Source organism: Hymenobacter metallilatus (genome assembly GCF_003944705.1).
Classification (GTDB): Bacteria; Bacteroidota; Bacteroidia; order Cytophagales; family Hymenobacteraceae; genus Hymenobacter; species Hymenobacter metallilatus.
This window is the reverse complement of record NZ_RWIS01000012.1, coordinates 145,783-162,692: the sequence shown is the minus strand read 5'-3', so window position 1 is coordinate 162,692 and position 16,910 is coordinate 145,783. Positions and strand designations below refer to the sequence as shown.

The window sequence follows — 16,910 nt, the reverse complement described above, 5'->3', positions numbered from 1 at the left end:
CGAACGCAGCTGAGGAATCTCGCGTGCTGACGTTGCCAAGCTAATTCAACAAAAAAACCGCTCCGTAGCCCAGGGTTTAAACCCTGGGCTAATGAAGCAACGTCAGCTAAGCGAGAATCCTCGCTCCGCTCGGAATGACAGTTACCAGCACAGCGTCAGCACGCGAGATTCCACGGCTGCGCTCGGAAGGACGTTCTGTTTGCCCCGCAACACTGGCGGAAATCCTGCGTCTATAGCCATCCATACCACAACCACCGTCTATGCGTCGTTTTTCCCCTTTGCTGCTCGCTCTTGGCCTTGCCGCCCCGGCCTTGGCCCAAACTCAGCCCGCTACCACGCCCAATCCGCTCATCAGCCGCATGGTGGAGGAGATTTCTGAACAGAACCTGCGCGAGGATATTGACAAGCTCGTGAGCTTCGGTACACGGCACACCCTGAGCGACACCAAAAGCAAGAAGCGCGGCATCGGGGCCGCCCGCAACTGGGTGGAAAGTGAGTTCAAAAAGTACAGTAAGGCCAGCGGCGGACGGCTGAAAGTGGAGCAGGATACGTTCACCATCAAGCCCGACGGCCGCCGTATCGACCGGCCGGTGCTCATGGCCAACGTTATGGCTACCCTACCCGGCACCGACCCCACCGACAAGCGCGTGTTCATCGTGAGCGGCCATATTGATTCGCGGGTGAGCGACGTGATGAACGCCACTGCCGACGCGCCGGGGGCCAACGACGACGGCTCGGGCACGGTGGCCGTACTGGAGCTGGCCCGCGTGATGAGCAAGCAGCAGTTCCCGGCTACCATCATCTTCGTGGCCGTACAGGGCGAGGAACAGGGCCTTTACGGCTCCACGCACCTGGCCAAGCGCGCAAAAAAAGAAGGCTGGAACCTGGTAGCCATGCTCAACAACGACATTATGGGCAACTCCGTGGGCCACGACCCGGAAATCAAGAACACCACCCAGCTGCGCGTGTTCAGTGAAGGCGTGCCCGCCACCGAAACGCCCGACGAGGCCAAAGTGCGCCGCACGCTGAGCAGTGAAAACGACTCGCCCAGCCGGCAGTTGGCCCGCTACGCCCGCACCGCCACCAAGCAGTACGTGCCTGGCCACGAGGTGGTACTGGAATACCGACCCGACCGTTTCCTGCGCGGCGGCGACCACACGCCCTTTAATCAGCAGGGTTTCACGGCCGTGCGCTTCTCGGAGATGAACGAGGATTTCCGCCACCAGCACCAGGACCTGCGCACCGAAAACGGGACGGAATACGGCGACTACGCCAAGTTCATGGACTTTGCCTACCTGCGCAAAAACACCGGCGTAAACCTGGCTACTCTGGCCGCCCTGGCCCTGGCCCCGGCTGCCCCCGAGAATGTGGGCGTGCTCACGGCCAACCTTACCAACCGTACTGAATTGAAGTGGGAAGCCCCCAAAACCGGCGAGAAGCCAGCTGGCTATTATGTGCTCATGCGCGAAACCAGCGCCCCCGAGTGGCAGCAGAAATTCTTCGTAACCGACACCAAAGCCGACCTGCCCCACAGTAAGGACAACTTCATTTTTGGGGTAGTAAGCGTGGACGCTGAGGGCCACGAGAGCTTGCCGGTACTGCCTAAGCCGGTGCGGTAAGGCATTTTCTTAATCTTTTTCTAAAAGGCCATCCTACTGCGGCAGGATGGCCTTTTTTCTATTTCTGAAGCTACTCATGTGGGTGAGCAAGCGTATTGCGGCATGGTCGTTTTGGTGGTTCGCCTTACTTCCCGGCACCCGGCACCGCCTGATGCGTGGAGGGCAAAGAATAAAGGGAGGCGGATAATCAGGATAGTTGTACGTGTGCTTAACCACTTTACGGCTGCTGCACTAGGTATGCACACTGTAAGCCCTGCGTAACCGCTTGCTTCTATCTGAAAGGCTTTTTGAGTTGTAGCCTGTATCAGGTTCGGACGCTGCCCTGCGCGGCACCTCGTTGGTATCATTTTAACACTGTCCAACGGGCAGATGCAAAGTGTTGCAACTGTGCCTTGTTTATGGAACTGCTACACTCCGCGTTGCTTGATCAAGCTCCTGAATGCACGCCGACATTGCTATATTTCGTCAATATCTCATCCTGGCCATTCTACTTGTATGTATGTGTTTCATTCGTTGCGGGCGCTTGTGTGGGGCCTGACTGCCGCATTGTTTTGCGCGGCCTACGATGGGTTAGCCCAGTCTGCTGCAGCCGCCCTGCCCAACCGACTACCGTTGCTTGGCGGCCGGGCCTATCTGAACTTCCCCGCCAGCGCGGTCAGCTCGGCCCGACCGGTAGATATAATGTCGGCCAAGCCCGATGAGCAACTGGAAACCCGCATTGTTCTTGATTTTGACAAGAGCCGGGTAGTGTTCTTTGCGCGGGAGCTATTCCGCCTGGCCGATAGTCATTTTACGGAGGAAGCCGCCCGTTTCGAGTCTGGACCGTTTACCTCAATGCCCCGTGTCATCCGAACCACCGATTCGGTAACGGCGGTAGTGAGCCTGGCGGCTCACCCGGACACCAGTGAATCGGCCATTCTGCTACAGCGGCTGCTGGTGCGTACCCTCGACAATACGGTATTTGAGGTGGATGCCTACGTGAACCCGGCGGGCTTCCAGCGCCGCACCGAATTCGATGCCCTGGCCACGGCCGTGTTCAACACCATCCAGCCGGGCCGGCGGCTGCTTAACCTGCAGGCCCGCACGGAAACTCACGACGAGCTGGTTTTTCAGCTTCCGAACAACTATTACGTAAGCCGCCGCCACAGCTATGACTTCTACGTGTACAACATCTGGCCGCTTACGCCCCTGCTTTCGACTACCGAAAACCGCATTCTAGTGTACTTGGGTAACCACCCCAGCCCTAGGTACCGGGACGAGCGCCTGACCCCCACCGACGCCATGCTTACTGACGGCCGCTTTTTGGGCAAAACTATTCGTTGGATGAATTTCAGCCACCCCCAGCAGCAGCTGTACTGGCGCGAGCAGCTAGTGCCAGATGCCTTGAGCAAGCAGCGTTTGGGCGCCCACGTAATTATCAGCAGCAACTCTCCCGATCAGCTCAGTGGGCTTACCCGAGTGGCCGAAGCTATTACCCGTAAGAAGTAGCGCCGCGAAGTCTGCCCCCCCTTCCATTCCGACCACCCCACCCTACCAAAATGATAGGGGGCGCAACAGCCGCCGGCTGAGCACCCGCTAAAAAAATGCCTGCGAATGATTGCACGGGCATTCTATAGTATTGGCCATTGGATTGGCACGGCCTGTGTGCTCCCGAGTATCAACTGTATCACATTTCGCGGCCTGAGGCCACTGTTTCCATGACGACGTTATTTGTCTTGCTGGGTATTGGATTGATTTTACTGTTTATGGGCCTGTGCATTGCTCAGGAATATGAGCGGGCCATTGTGTTCCGGCTGGGGCGCTACGCCGGGCGGCGCGGGCCGGGGTTGTACTGGATTATCCCGTTTATTGAGCGCCGCACTACCGTGGACATCCGCACCAAAACCGTGGACCTGGAGCAGCAGGAAACCATTACCAAGGACTCCGTAACCATTAAGGTAAACGCGGTGCTGTGGTTCCGGGTGGTGAACCCTGAGGATGCCATCATCAAAGTGGCCAACTTCAACCAGGCCGTATACCAGCTCTCCGTTACGGCGCTGCGCAACATCATCGGCCAGCACCAGCTGGATGAGGTGCTGAAGGAGCGCCAGCAAATCAACGCTACCCTGCAGCAGCTGGTGGATGCCGCCACCGAAACCTGGGGCGTGAAAATTGAGATGGTGGAAATCAAAGACGTGGAAATCCCCGAATCCATGCAGCGTGCCATGGCCCGGGAGGCCGAGGCCATTCGGGAGAAACGGGCCCGCATCATCAAGGCGGAAGCTGAATTGGAAGCTTCGTTGAAGCTCACTCAGGGTGCCAAGCAGATGGAAAGCAGCCCGATGGCCCTGGAGCTGCGTCGTATGCAGATGCTCTCCGAAATTGGCATCGACAACAATACCACTACGGTCGTACTCATTCCCTCGGAGTTCACCAACCTGGCCCGCGGCTTTGCCCAGGCTCAAGGGGCTGCCTCAGGCTCCTAAGCACTCCTTTAGGGTTAATTCTACCCCACCTTTCCACCGGTCTGCCCCCAGGGCCCGACCGGTGGTTTTTTGTTTTGTTTTATGCAGCTCCGCGTTAACAAGCAGCCCGAATTTTTGGTAGTTTGGTCTGCATTTTCACCTACTCTATCCTACTGATTCTCATGAACAAACTTCGACTATTAGCCTCTATTCTGCTGTCGTTGCTGCTGACAGCTTCGGCGGCCCGGGCCCAGACCAGCTACAAGGTGCCTACCGGATATTCTTTCCAAACCGCCGACGACTATGCCGAATATGAGCCCCAGGTTATTGCAGCAGTAAACTGGCTGGAAAAAACGCCCCTGAACCAAGAGCCCGCACTGCGTAAGGAAACCGACCAGTTTCTGTTTCAATGGATCAGCGGCAGTTCCTCGGTGTCGGTGCAGCTGCAGAAGTACGTGGCCGACTTAGCCGGCCAGGATTCGGAGCTGCTCATGCTCTTTATGGGTGGGTGGGCGCGCTACCAGCTGCAGCATCCTGAAACTAAAGATGCTGTACAGCTCAACACCGAGGGCATCCGGACGATGCTGCGCGCCTACCAGGCCGGGGGCTTCCGCCGAAACAAGCAGTTGGATGAGCTGAAAAAACTGGAGGCGGCTGGCACTCTACCAGCCTGGGTGAAAAAGCAGTTAGCGGGGTAGTAGTGCGAAGCCTTGCCTTGCGTCTCATCGAACCGAGCACTACCCCACGGCGAAACGCGAAGAAGGCTTCGCGCTACCGCTCTGCCGGCAGTACAACTACTTTTTAAGGAACTGATTTGGAAAATACCGCCCCCGCAGCCGTACTTGCAGCCGCAAAACGGCGCGGGGCCTTACGTCCGCTCTTGTCTTTGCCACCTTTCGTCATGCCCATTTCTGTTGTTTGCTGTGCTTCCGCTGCCTCACCGGCTTTCGCTGGTGCGGTGTGCCTAGCGCTCAAGAACGGCAAGTGCGCCGGCCTGCCCGTGGGCCTGCAGCTGATGAAGAAATCGAAGAAACGCAACCCGACCTGACCGTCGCAACCGTTCGTCGTACCCCAACCACTGAACTTCCAAGCGTCGGTCCTCCCCAGGGTCGGCGCTTCTTTTTTTGACCTGATGTTTCACTTTGCCCGCAACCTGGCGGGCGCATTTCCCGACTCTCCGATTCGGTTTCCTGCACTATGAAAGTTCTCAAGTTTGGCGGTACGTCCGTCGGGTCGGCGCAGCGTATGCGCGAAGTAGCCGAGCTCATTCACGCCCCCCACTTGCAGCGGCGCATTGTAGTGTTATCGGCCATGAGCGGCACCACCAACGCCCTGGTCGAAATCGGGCAGCTGCTTTACGGCGGTGATGCCACCACCGCTTCCACCCGCATCGAGGCATTGCGCCAGCGCTACCATGAGGTGGCCCGCGAGCTGCTGCCCGAGGCCGCCGTGGCGGAACAGGCCATTCAGGACCTCAACCAGAACTTCCAGACCTTGCTGGACCTCACGCAGGCCCCGCTTTCCGGCGATGGGGAACGGGTCATTCTGGCTCAGGGTGAATTGCTGAGTACTCTGCTGGTGCACCGCTACGTAACGCAGGTGCTCGGCCGTCCGGCCGTTTTGCTGCCCGCACTTGACTTTATGCGCCTAGATGTGGATGAGGAGCCCGATGCGGCCTACATTCAGGAGCACTTGGCCAGTACTCTGGCCCCTTACGCCCAGCAGCAGCTGTTTATTACGCAGGGTTACATTTGCCGCAGCGCTCAGGGCTCCATCGACAACCTCAAGCGCGGCGGCTCCGACTACTCCGCTTCCCTGATTGGGGCGGCCGTCCGGGCCGAGGAAATTCAGATCTGGACTGATATTGATGGGCTGCACAACAACGACCCGCGGGTGGTACAGGGCACCTACCCCATCCGGGAGTTGTCGTTTGACGAGGCAGCTGAGTTGGCGTATTTCGGGGCGAAGATTCTGCATCCCAGCTCCATTCTGCCGGCGGCCAAGCACGGAATCCCGGTGCGCCTGCTCAACACCATGCAGCCCGAGGCGCCTGGCACGCTGATTTCGACCCGTACCGGGGCCGAAGCCATCAAAGCCGTGGCCGCTAAGGATGGCATTACGGCCATCAACGTGAAGTCGAGCCGGATGCTGCTGGCCCACGGCTTCCTGCGCAGCCTGTTTGAGATTTTCGAGCGGTACCGCACGTCCATCGATATGATTACTACCTCGGAGGTGGCCGTGTCGCTGACCATTGACGATGCCACCCGCCTGCCCCAGATTCTGGAGGAACTAGGCCGATTTGGCTCGGTGGCAGTGGATGAGAATCAGAGCATTATCTGTTTGGTCGGTAACCTGGAGCATGATTCACATGGAGCAGCCCACCGGGCCTTCGCGGCCCTCAAGGATATTCCGGTACGCATGATCAGCTACGGAGGCTCGCCCAACAACATCAGTATTCTGGTAAGCACCACTGATAAAACCCGGGCCTTGCAGGCGCTAAATGCCGGGCTGTTTCAGCTGCGGTTACGATAAAAAGTAGAATGTCATGCGGAGCCGTAGTCGAAGCACGACGAGTATATTACCCAGTCCCTCAGACTCTCAGCTAACCATTTCATGCCTTTTCAACTTCCGCCGGAGCTTGCCCAGCAGCCCACACCATTCTACTACTACGACCTGCTGCTACTGGACCATACCCTGGCAGCCCTAACAGCGGCGGCCCGGCCCGGCAATTTTCAGGTGCACTACGCCCTTAAGGCCAACTCCAACCTGCCCATACTGCAGCGCATCCGGCAGGCGGGGCTGGGTGCCGACTGCGTGAGCGGCGGCGAGGTGCAGCGGGCCCTAGAAGCCGGTTTCGCCCCCGACCATGTGGTGTTTGCCGGTGTGGGTAAGTCGGATGCGGAAATTAACCGCGCCCTGGCGGCCGATATTTTCTGCTTCAATGCCGAGTCGGTACCGGAGCTACGGGTGCTCAACGAACTGGCCGCCGCCCAAGGTCGCACGGCCCGGGTGGCCTTGCGCATCAATCCCAACGTGGATGCCCACACCCACGCTTACATCACCACCGGCCTGGAAGCCAACAAGTTCGGCATCAGCCTGCAGGATTTGGCGGGCGTTATCGACAGCCTCGATAGTCTGGCCCACGTGGAGCTGATTGGCCTGCACGCTCACATTGGCTCCCAGATTACTAACCTGACGGTGTTTGCTGAGCTCAGCCGTAAACTCAATGAGCTCCAGATCTGGCTGGAAGGTCGGGGCCACCGACTGCCTCACCTCAACGTGGGTGGTGGTCTGGGTATCGACTACCACGCGCCCGATGAGCACCCAGTTCCGGATTTTGCGGCCTATTTTGGCACGTTTGAGCAGCATCTGCACCGGCGGCCGGGCCAGCAGGTACACGTAGAGCTGGGCCGGGCCGTAGTGGCGCAGTGCGGCACGCTGGTGAGCCGGGTATTATACGTGAAAGAGAGCCAGCAGGTCCGCTTCGCCATTCTGGATGCGGGCATGACGGAACTGATCCGGCCGGCCCTATACGGTAGCCACCACCACATCCAGAACCTAAGCAGTCAGGGCAAACTACTACCCTACGACGTGGTAGGCCCCATCTGCGAATCGTCGGATACGTTTGCCAAGGGTGTACTACTACCCGAAACCCGACGCGGCGACCTGGTAGCCCTCCGTTCGGCGGGGGCCTACGGCGAGGTTATGGCCTCGGGTTATAACCTCCGTGAAAAGGCCGAAGCCGTGTACCGGTAGTGCGCTGGCGGCGCTATTAACCGGGCTTCACCGCCTGAGATTAGCTATTGGCTTGGCAGAAGTCGGGGTTGATCCAAAGTTTCAACATCCTGGCCAGTGGCTATTCTATCTTTGATGCAATAACACACGGCGCTGGAGAAGTGCATTGGAAAGGAACACTTCTCGCAGTGAAGCGTTGCGGCTGACGCAGGAATAGGGTGGATATAAAAATTGCTCGCCGCAACCCCGTTGAGAAAAAGCCGCTGCCTTTGGCAGCGGCTTTTCTATTTGGCAGCAACCGGCATGGGTTTCTACCCACTACATCATGAGGTTTGCCGGAATAAAAACCACACCCAGTCAGCACGTTACGCACACTACCAGCGCACCGTCCACTTGCCCAGCTGTTGGGAGTGAGTGAAGTAGCGCAGCATCCACTGGCGCTCGGGGCGCAGCTCGCCTTTAGTAAGCAACACCGGCCGCTGGAGTAGTAAGGCGCCCAGGGCCGGCTCCTGCTGTGGGTCCTGGAGGTTGAGCAGCTGCCGCCGCCAGGCGTCGTTGGTCTGGAACTGGGTTTCGCGCTGGAGGCTGGCATTGCCATCGAACAGAGAAACCGGAATCTGGCCCAGCTCGAAGGCGAGAGAGGGCAGTAACTCGTTGTACACCAGAAGCGGACGATTGGTAAGCCCCTGTTTCCGGATAAATCCGGCCAGTGGCCGGCTCCCATTAAAGAGTAGCTCATTCTGCTGCATAATGGGCTTGGCTGCCAGTAGCAGAAACCCGGTGAACAGGGTGGTTGCTACCAATATGCGGGGCGCAATACGTACTTGGTTCCAGAGCGTGAGCGTAAGCACCAGCGCCACCACGCCCGCCGCCGGCCATGCGGCCGCAAGCGGCTGCACCTCCAGGTTCAGCGGCAGCACCGTGCTCAGAATGGGCAGCAGGCACAGCAGCCCCAGCAGCAACCCGAAGAACGCCACAATGCCTACGTACCAGCGCAGCAGCACCGCTTCGGTGCAGCGGCCCAGGTAATATACCGTGAGTAGCACCACGCCCGGGAAGATGGGCAACACGTAGAGCAGCAGCTTGGATTTGGACAGGGAGAAGAACATCAGCGGCAGCAGCACCCAGAAAATGAGCACATTGCGCCACTGCCGGGGCACCGTGCTCCAGGGTGTGCGCACGGCCCGCGCCACCAGGGCTACCGCCCAGGGCAGGCTGGTAGCGGGGGCCAGCACCAGGTAAAACCACCACGGCTTGCTGCGGTTGAAAGTGGCCGCGTTGGCAAACCGCTCCACGGTGTGCTCCACCAGAAAATAGCGCACAAAAGCCGGATTCTCGACCATCAGATACAGGTACCAGCTCAGGCCCACCAGTACAAATAGCCCGAACCCCAGGGCGTGGTGCATCGTGAACGGCCGCCGGGCCTGTCCCTGCCGGAAGTAGTGCCCCATTACCACCATCAGGGGCAGAATAAAGCCTACCGGGCCTTTAGTAAGGAAGGCCAGCCCCAGCCCCAGCCAGAACAGGTACAGCCACCGCGCCCCGCCCTGGTGGTAATAGCGCAGAATGCCGTAAGCCGCCGCCAGCTCCAGCGTGGCCAGGTAGGCATCGGTAGTTACGTTGAGGGCGGAGATGAGCACCACAGGCAAGGTGCCGTAGATGACAGCCGCCGCCAACGCCCGGGCCCGATCCTGGCGGAACAGCAGCAGCCCCAGGCCGTACACCAGCACCACCTGCAGCAGCACGGCCAGCACCGGCAGCAGGCGCACGCCCAGCATGTTCTGGCCAAACAGGCCTAAGCCGGCCGCCGTGAGCCAGTACGTAAGCGGAGGCTTGTGAAAGTGGTAGATGCCTAGCAGCTGCGGGTGCAGCCAGTCCTGACCCGTGAGCATCTCCCGCCCGATTTCCGAGTAGCGGGCCTCGCTGCTTTCCAGCGGCCCCCAGCTGCCCAGCTGCCACAGAAACGCGGCGCCCAGCACCAGTACAAAAATCCAGAGCCAGCGGCGCGACGTCATCGGGAAGGGCATAGGAGCAAAAATCAGCGGCAGAGAGAAAACCGCCGCGAAGGTAGCCACAAAGCCCCGCTAGTCCGTTTCGGCGGCGCCCTCAGGGTCATCGGATGGCTTTGCCTCCGGTAAGGGAGGGTCTATCCGCTTCAGGCCTATCACCATAAACAACAGCCCGAGGATGAGAAAGGTAGTCTGGTGCTTACCGAATAATCCGACTCCCACCCACACGAGGCCGGCGTAGAAAATTGGGTTCAGCTGGTAACGGCCGATTTTGGTGCTCATGTTCGAATGTACTAGGCTGCGCGGACAGTCACATAAAAAACGTCCTTCCTCGGCTTTGCTCGAAAGGGTGTTCTCTGATAGTGCATTGTGTTAACTGTTCGCACGCCCTAAACCGAGGGTGTTATTCCCCGGGTTCTACCGAACTTTGCCGGGGCTTCCTCTACCCTCCATGAACGACCCCGACATCCGCGCCCTGCTGTATCCGCTGCTGCTGGGCGGCGTGTACGTGGACGAGCTGCCCACCGGCACCACCCGCGCCGATGTGGTGCATATTACGGAGCAGTTCATGCACGGCTACGAGCTCAAGGGCGACCAGGACACGTTGCAGCGGGTGACCCGGCAGCTGCCCTGCTACGGCCGCGCCTACGACTTCGTAACTTTTGTGGTGACGGAGAAGCACCTGCCCAAGCTGCTGCCACTGCTACCCGAGTGGGTGGGCGTGCTGGTGGCCTCCGAGACCGGCCTCACGCTGCACCGGCCAGCCCTCTACAATGCCACGGTGGAGCGGCCCGCTGTGGCCGGCCTGCTGCGGGTAGAGGAAATCAAGCAGTACCTGCTGGCCCGGGGCCTGCCCGGCGTGAGCACTCTGCGCCGCCGCGACATTCTGAGTTTCCTGCGCACTACCCGCCTGGTATCCCTTGCCGACTTGGCTCACTTCGTGCGCCGTCAGCTGATGGGCCGCATGGAGGAACGCCTGCTGATGCGGGCTGAGCGCAAGGCCGAGCGGGAACGTCTGGCCCGGGTGCGCCGCAAACGCCCGAAACGGTAGGCTGGTTAGCAGCGCCGAAAGCCCCGGTACAGGGAACGTCATGCTGAGCGTAACCGAAGCATATCTGCCTCTGCTGTATGAATGATATTGTAACGACGACCACTCCATGGCCCAGGGTTTAACCCTTGGCCAGGCAGTGAAGCACCATCAGCACGCGAGATGCTTCGACTACGCCTCCGGCTTTGCTAAGCCTGACGGGCTGGTGTATGTCGCAGCTTAAGCACCACCCGGCAACTTCCCTTCCGCAAAGCAGTTAACACTGGTACACCCTCTCAACGCTGCTACCATGAATATTCTGCTCACCGGGGCCAATGGGTATATTGGGCAACGCCTGCTGCCTTTGCTGGTAGAGGCCGGCCATCAGGTAACCTGCCTTGTGCGCGACGCCCGCCGCTTTGAGCTGCCACCGGGCCTGCGCAACCGGATTGTAGTGGCCGAGGCCGACCTGCTCAAGCCCGACTCGCTCTCCAACCTGCCCCTGGATATTGACGCAGCCTACTACCTGGTGCACTCCATGAGCGGACACGACACCGACTTTTTCCGGCTGGAGCAGGAGTCGGCCCGGCACTTCACCCAGTACCTGAACCGCAGCCGCTGCCGGCAGGTCATCTACCTTTCCGGCATTGCCAACGACCGGGCCCTGAGCGTGCATCTTCGCTCCCGTAAGGCCGTGGAGAAAACGCTGCGCAAGGCCACTACCGCCCAACTCACGGTGCTGCGCGCCAGCATTATCATCGGCTCGGGCTCGGCCTCGTTTGAGATTATCCGGGATTTGGTGGAGAAGCTCCCCGTGATGGTCACCCCGCGCTGGCTAAACTCCCGCTGCCAGCCCATTGGCATCCGCGACGTGATGCACTACCTCACCACCGTGCTCGACAACCCGGCCTGCCTGGGACAGTCGTTTGATATTGGTGGGCCCGATGTGCTGACGTACCGGGAAATGCTGCTGGAGCTGGCCGCCGCGCGAGGCCTCAAGCGCTACATTATTACGGTGCCGGTACTCACGCCCCGGCTGTCGTCGTGGTGGCTGTACCTGGTTACCAGCACCACGTTTTCCCTGGCCCAGAGCCTGGTAGAGAGCCTGCGCAATGATACCGTGGCCGACCCCGGCCGCAGTATTGATAAAGCCGTGCCCCACACCTGCATGCGCTACCGGGCGGCCGTGGAGCTGGCCTTCCAGCGCATTGAGCAGAACGAGGTAGTGAGCAGCTGGAGTGATGCCCTGAGTAGCGGGGTGATGCCGCGCAACTACATGGACCACATTCAGATTCCGCAGTACGGCCTGCTTACTGACCGGCAGACGCTACGCTTTACCCGCCCACCCCGGGAAGTGCTCCAGAACGTGTGGAGCATTGGGGGGGAGCGGGGTTGGTACAAGGTAGATTGGCTCTGGCGTATCCGGGGGCTGCTGGATAAGCTGGTGGGCGGCGTGGGCCTGCGCCGGGGCCGCCGCTCCCCCACCGACCTGCGCGCCGGCGACCCGCTCGACTTCTGGCGGGTGCTGGTAGCCGACCGCGCCGGCCGCCGCCTGCTCCTATACGCCGAAATGAAACTCCCCGGCGAGGCCTGGCTACAGTTCCGCATCCTGCCCCACGACGACGGCTCGCACACCCTGGAGCAGCTGGCGGCCTTCCGGCCCCGCGGCCTGGCCGGGCGGCTGTATTGGTACTCGTTGGTACCCTTCCACTTCATCATTTTCAAGGGCATGATTGAGAATATCGTGCAGTATGGAGCTGGGCCCTCCCAGCCCCGCTCCCTCCCCGATGCGGCCCCTGCTCCCACCACTACTTCGGCAATGCCCTAACGGCCAATTTGCGCCGCCTCCTCCCAGCCGCCGTTCTGCCCGGGCTCCGCTCCGCAGGATGGCGGCTGGTTTTTGGGCCAATTCCAACTTATTCTTCTTTCCATACAAAATCCCATAAACACCCTCTCATCTAATTGACTATCATCTTATTAATACACAATATAAGTCAACAGAAAGTCTGATGCGCGTGGAGGTTGGTTGGCAAGGAAACGCAGCAGCCAAATATCTTTCATTTGTTATTCATCCACCTATTCTTCTGTGTTGGGCTGCACCGCCCCCCCCTTAGCCGACTGGTTATTACTGTAACATCCGGCCGCCTTCTGTTACCAGTTTATGGGAAGCAGAGGCGGCCTTTGTACTGCCTTGACCGACGGAACAACCCAGGCTAGCCTTTGCCGCATTCCTATGGCTACTTTTTTACCTTCCCTTCACTGGGCCGTACCCGCTGCCCACGCCGATTATTACACCCCGTTTTATGTGTTGGCATCGGGCCTGAACTTAGTGCTCCTGCTGCGGGAGGGCTGGCGGCGGGGCTACCCCATGCGCTCCTGGCTGGTAGTGCTGGCCTGCTCCTCCCTGGCCTTCATTCTGGGCACCAAGCTGCTGGCGTTGTCGGGCCCCGAGTGGCAACAGCTGCTGACTACCGGCCGCTGGCCCGCGGCCGGGGCCCGCTCGGTGCTGGGCGGGGCCCTGAGCGGTACGCTGTTGCTGCTGCTGCTGCGCCGCCCGCTGGGCTTCAGCTGGCAGATGTTCGATGCCTTTGCCCTACCCATGTGCCTAGCTCTGACTGTACAGTGCGTGGGCTGCGTGCTGACGGGGTGTTGCTTCGGGGAGGCTACGGCCGGGGGCTGGGGCCTCACGTATGCGCCTGGCACCTGGCCTTATGTGGCTCAGGTAGCCCAGGGTGCTATTTCGGCCAGCGCAGCCCACTCTCTGCCCGTGCACCCCACTCAACTGTATACCTTGCTGCTGTGCGCGGGCGTGGGGGCCCTGCTGCTGGGCACGCGCCACAAACCCTGGCCGGGGGGCAGCCGCAACCTGCTGCACCTGGGGCTGCTGCTGGCTGGCCGCTGGCTGATTGAGTTCTGGCGGGATGCGGCGGGGGAGCCAGTAGGCGCAACCGTGCATGAACACAGTGGCCTAGTGATGAACGAGCTGCAGTGGGTGCTGCTGGTACTGGCGCCCGGGCTACTAGGCCTGTGGATATGGCAGCTGCGTCGGCAGCCGGCTACCGCTTATCCGCAGTACGAGAAGCTCCCGACGGTCCGGCCGCGGTTGAACCTGCTGGCCGTGGCGCTGCTGCTGCTGGTTACGGGTTGGCTGGGTACTTCAGCCCTTAGTTTACCCGAAATTCTGGTGATGAAGGCCCTGCTGCTCACGGTACTCGTGCTGGAGGCCGGGGCTGCTCTTCGGGGCTCGGCCAAACAGCTTCGGCCGACGCGGGTGGCTCTGCCGTTGGGCCTGGCATGGGTAGTATTCGTGCTAACCAGCCAGGTACCCGCCGATTCAACCACTACTACGCTGGAAATAACGGCGGGAGCTGGTAACGGAGCCTACTTCGAGGACGTGCAGGATGGGGGCGGATGCTCGGGTCCTCTCACCCGTACTACTTACGACCACCGCTACGCCGTGCAGGGTGCCACCGTGGAGTTGCACAAGGACAATGCCCGGCACACCACTTTTGGCGTGGGCGTGTGGCGGGGCCGGGACAAGATTGCCTATCAGATTCTGGACCCTCCTACCGGCACCGTGCTGGCCGTGGCGGACAGCAGCCTGGCGCTGTTCAGCGTGAATCCTTACGTGGAGTTTACCTCGGCACTGCGGCCGGGCAAGCTGGGCTTTGGCTACCGCACTGGCCTGCAACTGGGCCGCCTGCACCACCAAGGCCGAACGAATTCGCTTACCGAGGATCCTGAATTCCAGAAAGTCAGTCTGGATCTGGGAGTGTGGGCCGGGGTACGGGAAAAACTATACGTGCAGGCCGATGTCAACCAGGGCGGTTTGGGAGTCGGCAACCCGACTGCTCGCTTAAGCCTTGGCTCGGGGCTGGGCCAGCTGGATGGCCGCCATCTACTGCTGGGAATGGCCTTTGCAGAAAACAAAGGAAGCTCAAAGATGGGGTTTGTCAGCGGCAGCTTACGGCTGGGGCAAACTGGCATTACCTTCTACCCCTACGCGGCCACCAACTTCGCCCGCCTGCACCAGCTGCACCTGCGGGTAGGCTACCGCATTCCGCTGCCGAAACCCGTCCGGGTACGCCGCTAGCTACCGGGCAGGCACTAACTGCCGCAGCTCCGGCAAATCGTAGTGCAGCAGTACGCCGGGCAGCAACCAGGAATACGCATCCTTTTGCGTGGGATTTTCCAGTACGCTCAGCCAGGAAACGGGGCTACTACGCAGCACTACTTTCCGGATGACTGGTGCCAGCACTGCAGCGTGCAGGGCCACAGGACCAGCGCTACCCGTTGCCAGCACCTGCACGGCGACCATCTGCAGGTGGGCATCCGTGCTTATAAAGCGCAGCAGCGTATTCACGTCCGAAACGCGCTGACTAAGCAGCGGGCGGCCCAAATGCAGGCTCAGCAAAGCCGGGCGGTACTCCTGATTATAGTATTTGGGGTCGTTGAACTGGCTGGGGTCGGCGGTTTCACCCAGGCCACGCAGGTCGGCCATCAGCACGGCCGTGCCCGGGGGCTGCTGCCGGAACAGCGCGGTACTATCGGCCAGGGAGGCTTTTCCTTCGGCGGGTAATACTAGCACCACTTCTCTCACCGGGCCCCGGGGGCGCCAGAGCAAGGCGGGCAAGGGCGGCTCCCCGGCTTGCCGCAGAATGAGCGGATGCAGCCACAACCCGCCGGCCTGCAGCACCGAATCCTTCTGCTCTACGGCTACCGGGCCGGCCGGCACAGGCAAAGCCAGCTGCCGGGCCACCAAGGGCCGCAGTTGCTCCAGGGTACGAACCGGGCGGTTTTTTACCAAGTGCCGGCCGGCTGCCAGGTACTCAGCCGCCAACGTTTGTTCGGCAGCGTAGGTGGTATTTACCTGCCCGGTGGGAGTTACGCGCAATGCGGTTTCAGGCCACACCGGCAGGTTATCCTCGGGTACCGGTGTGGCTGTTGGCAGCAGGTGCTGGCAAAACCAGCGCACGGCCGCTTCGCGCTTGGGGCGGGAAATACCATGGCCATCATCATAGGTGAACAACCGGATGTTTTCGGCCTGGCCCAGCCGGGCGTAGGCCTGCCGCAATTCGGCGCAGGTAGCTTCCATGCTGGGGTAGTCCACGAAGTCGTAGCGGCCGGCGAGCAGCAGCAGCGGCCTGGGCGCGAAGGGCAACGGGTAATCGGCCAGGTCGAGGCAGGCGGTGCCGGCGCCGGGCAGCATCACGCAGCCATCGGCCGGACCAGTCAGTTCCAGGTTTCGCTCCCCGGCCGCAACGTAGCTGCACAGCGCCGCTACTTTTACCCGCTCATCGTGGGCCAGGAAATAGGCTGTTTGGGTGGCCCCACCTGAGTTGCCGAGGCAGCCCACGCGGGCTGCATCTACTTCTTTACGGGTCAGGAGGTAATCCAGGCCGCGCACGTTGTCCCAAAGCTCTGCGGCCGGTGCGGTGCGGCCCAGCACGGTAGCAGCGGCATTCAGCAGGGTGTGCTCGGTAGTTCCGCCCCGGGTGAGGGGCTTTCCGGCTGCATCCGTCAGCTGCATTCTTTCACCTTGGGAGACAGGGTCGATAACCAGCACTACAAAGCCGTTGCGGGCGAAAAGAGCGGCCGTTTTCTGGTAGGATTCCGTGGCTTTCGATTCGGACTCGTGCCCGCAGAACAGCAGTACAGCGGGCCGTTTGCCCTTGCCATCCGGCAGGTACAGGCTGGCTGTAACGTGGTGGTTGGGGGTGCTTTCGTACACCAGCCGCTCAATGCCAAACCCCGGGCTCCGTAGCTGACCGGTTATCCTGGCCCGCAAGGGAGTACGCGCCGGCAGCGGCCCCAGTGCCCGCCGAAACCGTTGCCGCACGCTGTCCTGGTAGGTCTGCAATGCCTCTCTTGACTGTATGGCCTGCTGCCAGGCTGCCTGCCGCGCTTGGTACTGCCCGTGCATTTGCTGGAACAGGTAGGTGCTGAGCGTAGCCGGGGCTTTCCAATCGAGGACGTTGTATTGCTTCTGCGCTGCCGCCGACCAGCTCAATACCAGCAGCAGCGCCAGGAACCCACCACATTTCATAGCATTCAAACCAAAAGCTACGCCCTTTCC

13 protein-coding genes are annotated in these 16,910 nt (G+C 60.7%); 10 read left to right on the top strand and 3 right to left on the bottom strand.

The window, feature by feature from the left end:
- Positions 1 to 260: 260 nt before the first annotated feature.
- The 7 genes from EI290_RS17160 (at position 261) to lysA (ending at position 7,819) form a co-directional block, all read left to right on the top strand.
- Positions 261 to 1,619, top strand: coding sequence for a M20/M25/M40 family metallo-hydrolase (locus EI290_RS17160; protein WP_125432878.1), 1,359 nt, complete (start codon positions 261 to 263; stop codon positions 1,617 to 1,619).
- A 495-nt stretch (positions 1,620 to 2,114) separates the two neighbouring features.
- Positions 2,115 to 3,107, top strand: coding sequence for a hypothetical protein (locus EI290_RS17155; RefSeq protein ID WP_125432876.1), 993 nt, complete (start codon positions 2,115 to 2,117; stop codon positions 3,105 to 3,107).
- A gap of 209 nt (positions 3,108 to 3,316) precedes the next feature.
- On the top strand, positions 3,317 to 4,084 hold the full coding sequence (locus EI290_RS17150; RefSeq protein WP_125432874.1) for a slipin family protein: 768 nt from the start codon (positions 3,317 to 3,319) through the stop codon (positions 4,082 to 4,084).
- A gap of 161 nt (positions 4,085 to 4,245) precedes the next feature.
- On the top strand, positions 4,246 to 4,761 hold the full coding sequence (locus tag EI290_RS17145; RefSeq protein ID WP_125432872.1) for a hypothetical protein: 516 nt from the start codon (positions 4,246 to 4,248) through the stop codon (positions 4,759 to 4,761).
- A gap of 203 nt (positions 4,762 to 4,964) precedes the next feature.
- Positions 4,965 to 5,111, top strand: a complete 147-nt coding sequence (locus EI290_RS22500) for a hypothetical protein (protein ID WP_185817052.1) — start codon at positions 4,965 to 4,967, stop codon at positions 5,109 to 5,111.
- Between the two features lie 149 nt (positions 5,112 to 5,260).
- Positions 5,261 to 6,595 carry an aspartate kinase gene (locus EI290_RS17140; protein WP_125432870.1) on the top strand — a complete coding sequence of 445 codons (1,335 nt, stop codon included), beginning with the start codon at positions 5,261 to 5,263 and terminating at the stop codon, positions 6,593 to 6,595.
- 81 nt (positions 6,596 to 6,676) lie between these two features.
- On the top strand, positions 6,677 to 7,819 hold the full coding sequence (gene lysA, locus EI290_RS17135) for a diaminopimelate decarboxylase (RefSeq protein WP_125432868.1): 1,143 nt from the start codon (positions 6,677 to 6,679) through the stop codon (positions 7,817 to 7,819).
- A 353-nt stretch (positions 7,820 to 8,172) separates the two neighbouring features.
- Here lysA and EI290_RS17130 read toward each other — a convergent pair whose 3' ends face one another.
- Together EI290_RS17130 and EI290_RS17125 are read right to left on the bottom strand one after the other, a co-directional pair.
- Positions 8,173 to 9,825, bottom strand: coding sequence for an ArnT family glycosyltransferase (locus tag EI290_RS17130; RefSeq protein WP_125432866.1), 1,653 nt, complete (start codon positions 9,823 to 9,825; stop codon positions 8,173 to 8,175).
- A 57-nt stretch (positions 9,826 to 9,882) separates the two neighbouring features.
- Entirely contained in the window at positions 9,883 to 10,089 is a 207-nt protein-coding gene (locus EI290_RS17125) for a hypothetical protein (RefSeq protein ID WP_125432864.1), read from the bottom strand.
- Between the two features lie 169 nt (positions 10,090 to 10,258).
- Between EI290_RS17125 and EI290_RS17120 the strand changes: the two genes are divergently transcribed.
- The 3 genes from EI290_RS17120 to EI290_RS17110 all read left to right on the top strand — a co-directional run bounded on the left by EI290_RS17120 (position 10,259) and on the right by EI290_RS17110 (position 14,927).
- Complete coding sequence (locus EI290_RS17120; protein ID WP_125432862.1) at positions 10,259 to 10,858, top strand: sce7726 family protein; 600 nt, start codon at positions 10,259 to 10,261, stop codon at positions 10,856 to 10,858.
- A 286-nt stretch (positions 10,859 to 11,144) separates the two neighbouring features.
- Positions 11,145 to 12,662, top strand: coding sequence for an SDR family oxidoreductase (locus tag EI290_RS17115; protein WP_125432860.1), 1,518 nt, complete (start codon positions 11,145 to 11,147; stop codon positions 12,660 to 12,662).
- Positions 12,663 to 13,067: 405 nt separating this feature from the next.
- Entirely contained in the window at positions 13,068 to 14,927 is a 1,860-nt protein-coding gene (locus tag EI290_RS17110; protein ID WP_185817051.1) for a prolipoprotein diacylglyceryl transferase family protein, read from the top strand.
- Here the strand turns inward: EI290_RS17110 and EI290_RS17105 are convergent, their stop codons facing one another.
- Positions 14,928 to 16,880 carry an alpha/beta hydrolase family protein gene (locus EI290_RS17105; RefSeq protein WP_185817050.1) on the bottom strand — a complete coding sequence of 651 codons (1,953 nt, stop codon included), beginning with the start codon at positions 16,878 to 16,880 and terminating at the stop codon, positions 14,928 to 14,930.
- Positions 16,881 to 16,910: the final 30 nt, after the last annotated feature.

Bases quoted from the DNA above. Each gene is read 5' to 3' on its own strand.
- EI290_RS17145 (WP_125432872.1), top strand. From the start codon at position 4,246: ATGAACAAACTTCGACTATTAGCCTCTATTCTGCTGTCGTTGCTGCTG.
- EI290_RS17120 (WP_125432862.1), top strand. From the start codon at position 10,259: ATGAACGACCCCGACATCCGCGCCCTGCTGTATCCGCTGCTGCTGGGC.
- lysA (WP_125432868.1), top strand. From the start codon at position 6,677: ATGCCTTTTCAACTTCCGCCGGAGCTTGCCCAGCAGCCCACACCATTC.
- EI290_RS17110 (WP_185817051.1), top strand. From the start codon at position 13,068: ATGGCTACTTTTTTACCTTCCCTTCACTGGGCCGTACCCGCTGCCCAC.
- EI290_RS17155 (WP_125432876.1), top strand. From the start codon at position 2,115: ATGTATGTGTTTCATTCGTTGCGGGCGCTTGTGTGGGGCCTGACTGCC.
- EI290_RS17125 (WP_125432864.1), bottom strand. From the start codon at position 10,089: ATGAGCACCAAAATCGGCCGTTACCAGCTGAACCCAATTTTCTACGCC.
- EI290_RS22500 (WP_185817052.1), top strand. From the start codon at position 4,965: ATGCCCATTTCTGTTGTTTGCTGTGCTTCCGCTGCCTCACCGGCTTTC.
- EI290_RS17105 (WP_185817050.1), bottom strand. From the start codon at position 16,880: ATGAAATGTGGTGGGTTCCTGGCGCTGCTGCTGGTATTGAGCTGGTCG.
- EI290_RS17115 (WP_125432860.1), top strand. From the start codon at position 11,145: ATGAATATTCTGCTCACCGGGGCCAATGGGTATATTGGGCAACGCCTG.
- EI290_RS17160 (WP_125432878.1), top strand. From the start codon at position 261: ATGCGTCGTTTTTCCCCTTTGCTGCTCGCTCTTGGCCTTGCCGCCCCG.
- EI290_RS17130 (WP_125432866.1), bottom strand. From the start codon at position 9,825: ATGCCCTTCCCGATGACGTCGCGCCGCTGGCTCTGGATTTTTGTACTG.
- EI290_RS17140 (WP_125432870.1), top strand. From the start codon at position 5,261: ATGAAAGTTCTCAAGTTTGGCGGTACGTCCGTCGGGTCGGCGCAGCGT.
- EI290_RS17150 (WP_125432874.1), top strand. From the start codon at position 3,317: ATGACGACGTTATTTGTCTTGCTGGGTATTGGATTGATTTTACTGTTT.